The following is a 13,038-nucleotide window of genomic DNA, read 5'->3' as shown; positions in this document are numbered from 1 at the left end:
AACATGAAAATGCCAACGACCTGGCAAGAATCGGAATGCGAAGTATGTCGGCTTCCGGCCAGAAGCAACCATTGATTTTTCTCTGTTGCGTCTCCCATCAGCTACAAATATCAACGACGCGTTGACAATCAAATATACAATCCAAGCTGTCTGTGCGCCCAAGCACAGGCTCTAAAAAGATAAAAAAGGAGGGGCTATGGATGGACAACGGGGGCTTTGGTATGCGCGCTGCCAGAAGGTACTGTCGATAGCAATTTTTTCCATTAGTTTGACAGCATGCGGATCGATAACGCCAACGGGACTGGCCTGGGTGGGAAAACCCGACGCGCTGATTCATGAAGTCCTGGCTGGCCGTATTGATCCAAACGGTGATTATCTGACCGAGACCAATCAACCGAATACACGCACGCCGTTATGCGTATTGGCTCCTCAGCCATCTGCGGCGGTGGCAGTAGACTATCTCTTGGCCCATGGTGCAGACGTGAATAAACCTTGCAGCCAGTTGGCGAATGCGAGGCTCCCGGTAGATGAGGTTTTGACAACCATCTATCTGACGTTGGCAGAAAAGTCCCCTTATGACCCGGACAAGTATTTTCGGGACCGCATCCCGGCCAACATGGATATGTTGAAAAAATTGATTCAGCGCGGCGGAACCAACAAGGAGAAAACAATCCATTCCATGGATGATGCCGGCACAGAAATCACTCGCCTGGTTCGATTGCGAAATAAAAACGTTGCCGATGAGCTTGAGAATATTCGCATAGAAAAAAATAAAGCGAAGCAAGATAGCTGGTTCACCATCGAGACATTAAGCTCGCTGGTACAAGTAGCCAACTTAGCTTCACAAAATTACCGGGCAACATCTGGCCAGTCGTTGCCAGTAATTCCCGCAGTTCCCAATTCAACGAAGAATAATCAAAGCCGTACAGCCCCGAATAACGACTTGCGCGCAGCGGCCACCAAGACCACTACCCCGACATCGGCAAAACCGGTTGCGGCATCTGCCTGTCTTCCCGCAGGTGCCATTGGCGATAAGTCTGACATCACCCCGGCGTGCTCGCGGAACAGAAACAATACATTCGGATGGGGAGACACCAGGGCGGCGGCCTGCGAAGGAGCCACCCGGAGCGTGCGTGAAGAGTTCGATGGAAAAAACGCAGGCGGTTGTTATTGCCAAGCGAACGCAAAGGTCAACTCCGTTACACAACCTTATGTTTGCTGGGTCATGTTTGACTAGTCCAACAACTATGCGACGTCCATGTTAGACGGCCGCATTCGGCCAGAGGCAGGCTTCTGGTTTCGGGACATGAATAAAGCGGGTTCAGTATTTTCAGTTCGGATATCCGTTGCCAGTGATGGGAACACCGGATCTTTTGAGTGTATTCAGTGAGTTTTTCTTGGGCTTGTCCGCACTTCCCGTAAGCGGGCGATTATTCAAAGTGTCAATCGCGGATTTGACTACGCCGGCCCAATCCATAATAAAAAACCGTCATCACAGGCACTGCCAAACTGACCCACGCCAGCACATGCCACGTGCCATTGCCCAGCAGGGCTGCCAACAGGCCAAACACCGTTAGTGCGCCAAGCAACAATGGCATGGTCCAGATGAATAGGAATGAGCCGGGACGTGTGTTCATGGTGAGATTTTCGCAATTACGCAGTTGCGCAAAATGAGTCGATCCAGTGTGAAAATATCACACAGGTACATTAGAAGAAGCGGTTGCCGGCCAAGTCCAGACGCTGCCCGGACGGCCTTGCTTCAGGTATTTGGTGGTGGCGCATGCCCTCCAACACCAGTCGCGGCCGAGCGAACAACACGCCGCACCCACAGATAAAGTCCACCGATCAGAATGACAATCGTCATCAAGTCCAGAACCGCCCACAGTATCTTCAGTGGAAAACCGCCATAGTCGCCGAAATGAAATGGCCGCGAAATCTCCAGCACGCGCAGATACCACGGTAGTACAGAGGCATACAACACGCGTCCGCTTTCACCGTCGAGCAGAACCGGCTGGAACATGCGCGAGGTAATCGGCGTATTGCCCAGCGTCCACAACAAGTAATGGTGTGCGCTGCCGAAATGCGCATTGGGAAACACTACGCCACTGACACGTCTCCCAGGCAATGCGGCCTTGGTATTGCCGATCACCTCATCGACCGATGCCATGTGCCGCAAAGGCGCCGTATTCTGCCCGGATTGCATCAAATGCGGTAGTTCATGCGCACTCCATAAAGCGAACAAGGGCGTGGACAGTGTATTGACTACGCCAGTCGCCCCCACGACCAGCAACCATGCGGTGATGCAAATCCCCAGCAAGTTGTGCAAGTCGAGCATGCGAATGCGCAGGGCGCGCTGGCGGCGAATGGCGCCAAAGGAGAGCTTGCGCATGAACGGTCCGTATAACACCACGCCCGACACAATCGCCAGCACGAACAATAGGCCCATCACCCCCAACAGCAACTCACCTGCCAGCCCCATAAACAAGGTCTGATGCAGCCTCAAGGCAAATTGCAGGAAGCCGGTCTTGCGTGGCTGCTCGTCAAGCAGGATGCCGCTGGCGTCGTCAAACTCCAACGTATGGCCGGCTGCAGCCGGAGCATCCGGCGTAGTAGCCATATTCAGCGTAAGCCGGCGCGGTTCATCGCGATCCCAGGTCATAAAGCGCAGGAATTCACCGGGATATCGCGCGTGCGCCGTGGCCACGATAGCGTCTACGCTAACTGGCGCAGCCTGCGCTGATATGGCCGGCAAAGCTGCCTGCGTGCCAGTCGCTACCTCGATCTCATCGGCGAAGATCAAAGGCAGCCCGGTGAGGCATAGCATCAGCAGGAACAGCGTGCACAGCAGGCTGCTCCAGCTGTGGATCGCTTGCCAGGTTCTCATGTTGCGGTTCCGGTCTTACCAGCGATAAGTCACCGTCGCCAGTACGGAACGCGTCTGCCCCCAATAGCAGAACAGGTTATTGCTGCAATAGGCCACATATTCCTTGTTGAACAGATTGGCGGCATTCAGCGCAAGACGCCAGTGTTGGTCATAGTCATAGCGCAAGGCAGCGTCCACCAGCGTATGGGATGGCACTTCCAATGTGTTTTCCGCGTTGCCGGCGCTGGCGCCGACGTAACGGACGCCGGCAGCGGCACCAAAGCGGCCCATGGTGTAGTCGAGCCAGACAGACGCCATCTGTTCTGGAACCTCGACAGGCTTTTTGCCTTCATTACCGTCATTGGACTTGGTCACCTCAAGTTGCTGGTAAGTATAAGAAGCGATGAACTTCAACTGGCGCGTCAGATTGGCACGCGCTTCCAGTTCGAGGCCGCGCGAGCGTATTTCGCCGGTCTGCACCGTCAACATGGCATTGTTCGGATCGGCGGTCTGGACGTTTTGCTGCACCAGGTTGAACAGGGCTGCGGTGAACAATGCGTCGGTCTGGGCAGGCTGGTACTTCACCCCTACTTCAACCTGCTTGCCGGTAGTCGGCTTGAGCAGCCCGCCGGTGCTGTTGGTGCCGATGCTGGGTGCAAATGAAGTGGCATAGCTCATGTAAGGCGACACGCCGCCGTCAAATACATAGTTCAGGCCCGCGCGCCAAGTAAAGGCGCTGTCGCTCTGGCGCGCGCGAGCGGCGACTGCGCCTGTCGCTGCGGACCGCTGCACGTCGTCACTGGTGGTCCAATCCTGGCGTCCGCCCAGCGTGAGCAGCCAGCGGCCCAAGCGCGCCTGATCTTGCAAATAGAGACCACCCTGGGTAAGCGAATAGTTTTCCAGCGTGCTGATGGACACCGAAGGCAACGCGCTGTAGTCAGGATTAAAGATGTCGATCGATCCCACCATGGCGCCGCCGCGATTGATGCCGGCCAGCGTGCGCTGGTAATCGACACCCGCCAGCAAAGTCTGCTGTAGGCCACCGGTCTTGAATTTTCCTGTCAACTGGTTGTCGATCGCAAAGTTGGTCAGGTGTTCATTGTTGATATTGGCCCAGATGCCCGCGGTACGGCCGTCGGCGCCCAACGGCGAGCTCACCGAACTTTGGTAGTAATCGATGTCGTCGTGCAGGTAGCGCGCGTTCTGGCGGAATGACCAGGTGTCGTTCAAGCGATGGTCCAGGATGTAGCCCAGCGAAGCCTGAGTGCGCGTCATGCCGTCGCGCGTCTGGTCGCCCAGGTAGCGCGAGGGCGGGATGCGGCCGTTGCCATTGGCCAGAACGCTCCCCGAAGGCGGTACCGGATTGAACAGCCCACCCTTGGGGTCGTATTGCAGGCTCGAGAGGAAAGTGATCTTGGTATCGCCACTGGCCTTGATGGTCAGGGACGGGGCGATGGCCATGCGCTGTTCCTTGACATAGTCGGTCTGCGAACCGGCGGCCCGCCCCAGTCCGGTTACCCGGTAGAGCACCGTACCGTCGCCGTTGAGCGGACCGCCGACGTCGAACCCCAGTTGATAGCGGTCATGGTTGCCTGCTTGCATATCGATACGATGGAAGGTCTCTTCCGTCGGCATCCTGCTGACCATGTTGACGATGCCGCCGGGCGAACCCTGGCCGTACAGTACCGACGTCGGACCGCGCAGCACTTCGGCACGCTCCAGGAAATACGGATCGATGCGCGGTGTCACGAACCAGTTGGTGACCACCAGCTTGAGCCCATCCAGATAGGAGTCCGCAGAAAATCCCCGCACCGACAATTGGTCGAAACGAATGTCGTTGTCTTGCGAATAGACCGCCGGCGTATAGCGCAGGGCCGCATCCAGCGTTTGCGCAGCCTGATCATCCATTTGCTGGCGCGTCACTACTGAAACCGACTGCGGTGTTTCCAACAAGGACGTGTCCGTCTTGCTCGCACTCAGACTGCGACGTGCCACATAGCCGTTCGCCGGCCCATTGGGCGTCTCCTGGGCTTGGGTATCCGACACGGTGATCTGCGGCAGTGTGTCGCCGACGGCCGTCTGGGCGCCAGCCAACGGCGGTAATCCCAGGCAAAGCAAAGCGACAGCCGTGCGGACGGAGGGAAACTTCAGGCGAATAGCCGGCAAGGCCTCGCACGAGGAAATGACGTACATGGATGATGGATCCCAAAGAATTTTTATTGTCGGCCGCGGAACGAGGAGTAAGCGGCGCTTTGTCAGAGAGGGATGTTGGCAGATGGCTAGATAAGCCCGTGCTCGACGCAGGCCATTGTAGAACGTCAGGTTTTATTTTGTATTGCCAAAAAATATCGCAAAACAGACATAATCTGGCAGTTTATTAGCTATTTTTCCAATTTCTTTACCAGACAGACAATATGGACCATATCTGGCGCAACAAGTACGGCGCAGGCTACCGCCGCCTGCCGAGACCGGTGGTGGTTCGCGCCTACGACTACGGCGACGGCTACCGTGAAATATGGCACGCGCATGAACAAGCGCAATTGCTGTATGCGACCAACGGCGTATTACGGGTACTGACGACGGAAGGTAGCTGGCTGCTGCCCCCGACCCATGCGATGTGGGTGGCGCCGGGCGTCGACCACGAACTTCATGCAGTGGGTAAGGTGGCCTTGCGTAGTGGCTATTTCGAACCCGAAGTGGTGCCATGGGTGCACAGCCAGTGCAGCCTGATTGAGGTCAACGGTCTACTGCACGAACTGCTGCTGGGCATGCTTGACGAGCCGCTGGAATACGCGCCCGATGGCCGCTCCGCGCTGATCGTTCCGTTGCTGCTGCGTTGCCTGGAGCAAGCCACCCAGGTCAGGAAAAGCGTCTTGCCGCTACCGCAGGATCGGCGCCTGCGTCAATTGTGCGAGCAGTTGATGGGTGCTCCGCACGATGACAGTTCGCTGGATGGCTGGAGCGACCGCATCGGTGTCAGCGCACGCACCCTGGCGCGGCTGTTCCGCGATGAAACCGGGATGACATTTGGCCAATGGCGCCAACACATGCGGATCGCGGAAGCGATCTACCGGCTGGCGCAGCAGGAACCTGTGAAACAAGTCGCCGCGACGCTAGGTTACTCATCCGCCGCTGCTTTCATCACCATGTTTCGCAAGGTAATGGGGACAACACCGCAAAAGTACTTGAAGGCGTAACCATTACAGGTCCTCAATCGGCCAGAAGCAGACTTTGATCGAATAAACTGGTTTGCTTCTTGACGGTTCGTTCCTTCCTGCCCCCCAAACAGTGCCTTCGGATACGCTGCCGAAATGGCAAGAATCCCCATCCCAACTGGCCTGCAGGCCAGATTTGCGATTGCCGCATGGAAATCCAAGTGATATTCTATGGCCTCGTTTTATGCGCCTCTTTGCCGTGGCGCATGGCAACGGCATCACTTGATTCTTTCCTGAATAGAGACATGAGGGGTCTTGCAAATGAATAATAATGCGCTCGAATCAGAAGACGCAGGATACCAAGTGTCGTCCAAGAGGGAAATCATTGCGCTATTGAGCACGATGATGAAAGAGAATCTCGAACTCTCCATCCGTCTCAAGGATATGGAAGAGGCGATTGCGACTTCCATCTTGCGCATGGAAGAGGACGTCATGTTCGTCAAGGCGGCTCCGACTCCCAGCCTGAATAAAGCGATCGTGGAAAGCAGCGATGTGGTTTTTGCCGCCAACCCGCGTAACGCCTTGATCAAATTTTCCGCCAAGCAGGTTCGTCACACTGAAGCCCATGAGCAGTTTTTGGCATTGAAGGTGGCTATACCGGATCAATTGGTACGCATACAGCGGCGCGAATTTTTCCGCATTGCCGTTCCATCAACCTCATCCCTGCGCTGCAAAATCCGCTTCACCTCGCCCGACGGACAATTCAATCTGGTCTGGGTTGCGATCAGCAATATCAGCGCGGGGGGCATTGGCATTACCGACAAAAGCGCATCGGTTCCATTGCAGGTGAATACCGTTTATGACGATTGCCACCTGGAATTGGGCGTGGCCACTACTGTCCCTGTCAGGCTGAAGATTCGCTCGTTCAAAAAAGAAGAACAGCCTAACGAAAGTTATGCGCACCATTTTGGCTGTGAATTCGTCGAGACCCCGCGCGCTGTTCTAGCTTCCATTCAAAAATTTATTTTGCAATTGGAACGCGAACAAAATGCTCAGAAAATAAAAATCAAGGACGATGCCGCCCAATAGATATCAGGGCGGCATTGCCATGTTTTTCGATTTTCCCGCGTTCCCCTTTCCAGCGAGTCCCTTCCCCCACGTTCGCTCAAGACTGCCATCGTATTGACTGGCTAGCGCTTTTCCTGAACGGCTCCCTCCGGTGCATCAATACTGACGCCCATTGCCTGAAACAAGGTCGCCGTATCGGCCAGCCGCGTCGCCGTGGCGCGGATCTCGCCAAGGCGCGCGTTGAGGTATTGGCGCTCGCCAGCACGTGCCGCACTTGGCGGGACTGCTCCCAGCGCCGTTCTCCTTTGCGCATTGCGCCAGGTCTGCTCGCTGTGGCCGCGCGCGGCGGATGCCGCCTGCAGCGCGTCGGCGTCATGGGTCAACGCCACCAGGCTGTCGGCCACGTTCTGGAAAGCGTTCAACACCGTCTGCTGGTAATTGTCTTCCGATGCCAGGTACGCTTCCTGTGCTGCGCGCCGGCGTGCGCGCAGGGCACCGCCGTGGAAGATCGGTTGCGTGATGGATGCCCCGATGCCCCACACCGCACCTGCAGCGCCGGTCGCCTTGGGCCAACTGAAGCCGGATTGCCCGAACGATGCATTGATCGACAGGCTGGGGAACATCTCGGCCGTGGCCAGCGCTTCCTGCGCTGCGGCGACTTTCAATGCGGCATCGGCGGCCAGGATGTCGGGACGCTGGCGCAGCAGGTCCGACGGCACCGACAGCGGCACATGCTCGGGCAGGCGCAAAGCGGCGATGTCGAGATCATCTGGCGCGGCGTCCGGCGTACGCCCCATCAACACGGCCAGCGCATGCCGCATGGCCTGCCATTGCGACTTCAATCCCGGCAGGCTGGCGCGCAGCGACTGCGCGTTGGCTTGGGCCGCCAACACATCATCGGCCGGCACCGCGCCGATCGCAGCGCGCCGCTGCAACTCTTCCGCATCCGTGTCTGCCAGCGCCACCAGGCGTTCGGTATGCATGACCTGCGCCCGCAGCGAGGCCGCGTTGACGGCGGTGATCACCACGTTGGCGGCCAGCGTGCGACGCGCCGCGTCGAACTGATAGGACTGGGCATCGACCTGGGCCGCCAGCGCCGAGTTGGCGTAACGCTCTACGCCAAACAGATCGAAGGTGTAGCTGGCGCTGATCTCGCCCGAAAAGACGTTGTACAGGTTGGTCGGCGGCCCCATGGTCGGCAGGCCCAATGCGCGCTGGCGCGAGGTTTGCCCGACCGCATCGATGGTGGGCCACAGCGATTCGTTGATCTGCCCGCGCAGTTGTTCCTTGGCGCCTGCCAGGCTGCGCTCGGCCTGCGCCAGCGAATGGTTGTGCTTCAAGGCCTCATCCACCCAGGCCGACAATTCGGGCGACGCATAGGCTTGCCACCACTGCGGCACGGCACGCTGGCCCAGCACGAATTGCTGGCGGGCGCCGTCGGGGCCGATGGTGTCCGGCGTCGGTTCCACCGCATAGTGGCTGGGCTGCGGCACGGCGGGCGCATCGCCGGTCGGCCCCAGGGCACACCCCGACAGGGCCAGCATCACCAGCATTGCCAGTCGCTGTAGCTTGAACGATTCATGAGTGCGCATCAGTGGCTCCCTTGCGTTGCCGCGTCGCCGTGGTGGGTTTCATTGGTCTTGACCCGGTAGCACAGCGCATACAGGGCTGGCAGGTAGAACAGGGTCAGGACGGTTGCGATGGTGATGCCGCCCATCAGGGCCGTGGCCATCGGGCCGAAGAAGTTGCTGCGCAACAGCGGGATCAGCGCCAGCACCGCTGCCGCCGCGGTCAGCGTGATGGGGCGGAAGCGGCGCACGGTGGCGCCGACGATGGCGTCGAAACGTCCGCGTCCGGCGGCGATATCCTGCTCGATCTGGTCCACCAGGATCACCGAATTGCGCATGATGATGCCCAGCATGGCGATGGTACCCAGCATGGCGACGAAACCGAACGGCTGGTGGAACAGCAGCAGCGCACCCACCACACCGATCAGGCCCAGCGGTGCTGTCATCACCACCATCATGGTGCGGCCGAAGCTTTGCAGCTGCACCATCAGCAACAGCAGCACGGCGATCACCATCAACGGCATCTGCGCTGAAATAGAGGACTGCGCCTTGGCATTTTCCTCGACCGGGCCGCCGACGTCGATGCGGTAACCCACCGGCAGTCCGGCGCGCAGCGCATTGAGCTTCTCGTTGACCGCGTTGGTGACGTCGATACCCTGCACGCCGGCGCGCACGTCGGCCAGCACGGTGATCGTGGGTTGACGGTCGCGCTCCCAGATCACGCCGTATTCCAGCGTATTGCGGAAGTGGCCCAGCGTGGCCAGCGGCACCGGGCCGTTGGCAGTCGGCATGGACAACGTGGCCAGGCGCGAGGGATCGACGCGTTCGCTGCGCGGCGCGCGCAGGTCGACACTGATCAGCTTGTCACGCTCACGGTACTGGGTCACGGTATAACCCGACAGCTGCATGGCCAGGAAGTTGGAAATCTGCTGCGATGTCAGCCCCAGTTCGCCGGCGCGCTTCTGGTCCACTTCGAACGACACCGAGCGCTGGGCCGGCTCATCCCAGTCGAACTGCACGTTGGTGGCGCGGCTCTCCTTGCGGATTTCCGCCGCTACCTGCTCGGCGATGGCGCGCACCTTGGGGATCTGCTCGCCGCTGACGCGGAACTGCACCGGGAAGCCGACCGGCGGGCCGTTCTCCAGCCGCGTCAAGCGCGTACGCAGGCCGCTGAACTGGGTGCGCAGCGGCTCTTCCAGCGCCTTGGCCAGGGCTTCGCGATCCTCTACCGATTTGGCCGTGACCACGAATTGCGCGTAATTGGCACTGGACAGCTGCTGGTCCAGCGGCAAGTAGAAGCGCGGCGCGCCGGTGCCGACAAAACTGATCACATGGTCAATCTGCGGGCGGCCCTTGAGCACGGCCTCCATACGATCCGCCTCACGCCTGGTCGCCTCGAAAGAAGCCCGCTCCGGCAAGTGCAGGTCAATCAGCAGTTCCGGGCGATCCGAACTGGGGAAGAACTGCTGCGGCACCAGGCCGAAAGCCGCCAGCGAACCGAAGAACAATAGCGCTGTAGCCAGCACCACGCGGCCGCGGTAGGCCACACACCAGGCCACCATCTTGCGCAGGCGGGTGTAGATCCTGGTCTGGTAGATCGGATGGTCGTGGTCTTCCTCGTCATGGCCGGCATGCGGATTGGCGGCGATTTGCTCGTCGGTCAGCGCGCCGGGCTTCTCCTTGAGCATGTGGTAACCCAGCAATGGGATCAGCACCACCGCCGCCAGCCAGGACAACAACAGCGCGATGGCCGAAACTTCGAAGATCGAACGGGTGTACTCGCCCGTCCCCGACTTGGCCAGCGCGATCGGCAGGAAGCCCGATACCGTCACCAGCGTACCGGTCAGCATCGGAAAGGCAGTGCTGGTATAGGCGAAGGCAGCCGCGCGGCGGCGGTTCCATCCTTGTTCCAGCTTCACCGCCATCATCTCCACGGCGATGATGGCATCGTCCACCAGCAGACCCAATGCCAGCACCAGCGTACCCAGCGAAACCTTGTGCAGGCCGATGTCGAACATGTCCATGAACAGCGCCGTCACCGCCAGCACGACGGGAATCGAGATCACCACCACCATGCCGGTACGGATGCCCAGCGATACCAGGCTGACCACCAGCACAATGGCGACCGCCTCGGCCACTGCTTCCAGGAAGTCGTCCACCGATTTTTCCACGGCGTGCGGCATGCTGGAAACCGCCGTCAGCGCCAGTCCGGCGGGCAGCCGCTTGCGCAGTTCCTCGGTACGCGCGTCGAGCGCCTTGCCAAGATGGATGACGTCGCCTCCCGGCTGCATGGTCACGCCGATGCCAAGCACCGGCTTGCCGTTGGAGCGCATTTCCTGCTCCTGCGGCTCGTCGTAGCCGCGCCGGATGGTGGCGATGTCGCCCAGGCGGAAACTGCGGTTGTTGATGTTGATGATCTTGTTCTCGATCGAGCGCACATCCTCGAACTGGCCGGTGGGCCGCACATACACGCGGTCATCGCTGGTGGTGACCAGGCCGCCCGGCACCACCGCGTTCTGGCCGCCGATGGCGTCGGCCAGCTGCTGCGGGCTGATGCCCAGGCGCGTCATCTGCGCGTTGCCGATGTCGATGTAGATATGCTGGTTGCGGTCGCCGAAATAATCGATCTTGCCCACGCCGGGCACGCGCAGCAGCTCGCCGCGCAACTGGTCGGCATAGTCGCGCAGTTGCGCCGGCGTGAAGCCGTCGCCTTCTAGCGCGTAGATGTTGGTATAGACGTCGCCGAACTCATCGTTGAAGTAAGGCCCGTGCACGCCCTGCGGCAAGGTAGCGGCGATGTCGCCGACCTTCTTGCGCACCTGGTACCAGGTCTTGGGGACCTGCGCCGCAGGCGCCGTGTCCTTGATGGTAAAAAACAGCTGCGACTGTCCCGGGCGCGAGTAGCTGCGCAGGAAGTCCACGTCCGGCGTTTCCTGCAGCTTGCGTGCGATGCGGTCGGTGATCTGCTCCTGCACCTGGCGCGCGGTAGCGCCCGGCCAGTCGGTCTGGATCACCATCACCTTGAAGGTGAATGGCGGATCTTCCGACTGCGACAGCCTGGTGTAGGAGCCGATGCCCAGCAGCGTCACCAGCGCCAGGATGAACGTCACCAGCGCCTGATGCTGCAGGGTCCAGGAAGAGAGGTTGAAACGGCCGGGCGCGCTCATAGTGCGAAGTCCTCGGCATGCAGCGGGGCGATTGGCTTGACCTTTTCACCGGAGGTCAGCGTATGCACGCCTTGCACCACGACCTTGTCATCGGCGCCGACGCCCTGCGTCAGCGAGATGCTGCGCTCGCCGTAGGCCGCTACCGTCACCGGACGCAATTCCAGCTTGCCGTCGCCACTGACGACCCATACCGCGGGCTTGTCGCCCTGGTGGAACAGGGCTGTGGCGGGCAGCACCATGACCGGCGCCGCCGGCTGCTCGCTTCCGCCCGGTGCGATGGCGACTTCACCGATCATGCCCAGGCGCAGGGCCGCATCAGGCTGTTCCAGCGTGACCTTGACACGGTAGGTACGGCTTTGCGGATCTGCCGCCGGGCTCACCTCGCGCACGCGGCCGCTGAAGCTGCGGCCCGGCAAGGCAGGCAACGTGACGGTAGCCGATGCGCCCGGATGGATACGCGTGACCTGGTTATCCGCCACATCCGTGGTCACGTCCACCGCACCGGACCAGGCCAGCGAAAACACCGGCTGGCCGGCCGACAGCACGTCGCCGGTATTGGCCTGCTCGGCACTGATCACGCCATCGTGCTCCGCCACCAGGGCAGTGTAGTCGCGCTGGTTGCCGGCAACCGCCGCCCGCGCCTGGGCCGCCTTGAATTGGGACAACGCTGCCGCATGGGCATCCTGGCTTTGCTCCAGCTGTTGCGGGCTGATCAGGTTCTCGCGCGCCTGTTCGGTATCGCGCTTGAGCTGCTTTTCCGCCGCATCCAGATGCTGCCGCGCCGAGGCCAGTTCGGCCCGCGCGCTGGCGGCGTTGTGCTCGGCATCGGCCGGATCCAGACGCGCGACTACCTGCCCCTTGCGCACCGTGTCACCCAGATGCACACGGCGCTCCACCAGCTGGCCGGCCACCCGGAAGGACATCGCCGTGACGAAGCGCGCCTGCACTTCGGCCGGCAAATGCAGCACTTGCGCACTATTGCGCTGCTGGGCCTGCAAGACCACGACTTCGCGCGGCGCTTCGGCCACCGGCGCCGGCTTGCTGCAAGCCCCAAGGGTCAATGAAAGCGACAGCACCAGCACGGAAGGCGCCAGGCGCCGCACGCCGGCAACGCGCGCAGGCAATCTGCGCAGAGGGAAATGGCGGGAATGGAGGGCAAGTTTCACGACGTTCCTTTCATGGAAGGTGGATGTCCGGACCGCCGCGCGCCCCGAATC

At 60.3% G+C, this 13,038-nt stretch carries 9 protein-coding genes; 3 read left to right on the top strand and 6 right to left on the bottom strand.

Annotated elements, in window-relative coordinates:
- Window positions 1–196 precede the first annotated feature (196 nt).
- The gene (locus AKL28_RS24415; RefSeq protein ID WP_156226298.1) at window positions 197–1,237 is read left to right on the top strand and encodes a hypothetical protein; all 1,041 of its coding nucleotides are present in this window, start codon (window positions 197–199) and stop codon (window positions 1,235–1,237) included.
- Between the two features lie 205 nt (window positions 1,238–1,442).
- On the opposite strand, the gene AKL28_RS23890 is transcribed toward AKL28_RS24415, so the two are convergent.
- From AKL28_RS23890 to AKL28_RS11265, 3 genes are all read right to left on the bottom strand, one after another.
- On the bottom strand, window positions 1,443–1,637 hold the full coding sequence (locus AKL28_RS23890; protein WP_082221448.1) for a hypothetical protein: 195 nt from the start codon (window positions 1,635–1,637) through the stop codon (window positions 1,443–1,445).
- A gap of 122 nt (window positions 1,638–1,759) precedes the next feature.
- A complete protein-coding gene (locus AKL28_RS11270) occupies window positions 1,760–2,884 on the bottom strand; it encodes a PepSY-associated TM helix domain-containing protein (RefSeq protein ID WP_050468232.1) in 1,125 nt (374 codons plus the stop codon).
- 15 nt (window positions 2,885–2,899) lie between these two features.
- Entirely contained in the window at window positions 2,900–5,056 is a 2,157-nt protein-coding gene (locus tag AKL28_RS11265; protein WP_082221447.1) for a TonB-dependent siderophore receptor, read from the bottom strand.
- 221 nt (window positions 5,057–5,277) lie between these two features.
- Here AKL28_RS11265 and AKL28_RS11260 point away from each other — a divergent pair, with 221 nt between their 5' ends.
- Window positions 5,278–6,060, top strand: a complete 783-nt coding sequence (locus tag AKL28_RS11260) for an AraC family transcriptional regulator (protein WP_050468231.1) — start codon at window positions 5,278–5,280, stop codon at window positions 6,058–6,060.
- A 279-nt stretch (window positions 6,061–6,339) separates the two neighbouring features.
- On the top strand, window positions 6,340–7,107 hold the full coding sequence (locus tag AKL28_RS11255) for a flagellar brake protein (RefSeq protein ID WP_050468230.1): 768 nt from the start codon (window positions 6,340–6,342) through the stop codon (window positions 7,105–7,107).
- Window positions 7,108–7,208: 101 nt separating this feature from the next.
- Here AKL28_RS11255 and AKL28_RS11250 read toward each other — a convergent pair whose 3' ends face one another.
- The 3 genes from AKL28_RS11250 to AKL28_RS11240 are packed head-to-tail and all read right to left on the bottom strand — an operon-like array spanning window position 7,209 to window position 12,903.
- Complete coding sequence (locus AKL28_RS11250) at window positions 7,209–8,678, bottom strand: efflux transporter outer membrane subunit (RefSeq protein ID WP_050468229.1); 1,470 nt, start codon at window positions 8,676–8,678, stop codon at window positions 7,209–7,211.
- The gene (locus AKL28_RS11245) at window positions 8,678–11,821 is read right to left on the bottom strand and encodes an efflux RND transporter permease subunit (RefSeq protein ID WP_050468228.1); all 3,144 of its coding nucleotides are present in this window, start codon (window positions 11,819–11,821) and stop codon (window positions 8,678–8,680) included. Before AKL28_RS11245 ends, AKL28_RS11250 begins: the two co-directional genes overlap by 1 nt.
- Window positions 11,818–12,903, bottom strand: a complete 1,086-nt coding sequence (locus tag AKL28_RS11240; protein ID WP_050468239.1) for an efflux RND transporter periplasmic adaptor subunit — start codon at window positions 12,901–12,903, stop codon at window positions 11,818–11,820. Before AKL28_RS11240 ends, AKL28_RS11245 begins: the two co-directional genes overlap by 4 nt.
- Between the last annotated feature and the right edge of the window lie 135 nt (window positions 12,904–13,038).

Origin of the sequence: Herbaspirillum chlorophenolicum (assembly GCF_001189955.1) — a bacterium.
Classification (GTDB): domain Bacteria; phylum Pseudomonadota; class Gammaproteobacteria; order Burkholderiales; family Burkholderiaceae_D; genus Herbaspirillum; species Herbaspirillum chlorophenolicum.
This window is presented reverse-complemented; position numbering and strand designations above follow the sequence as displayed.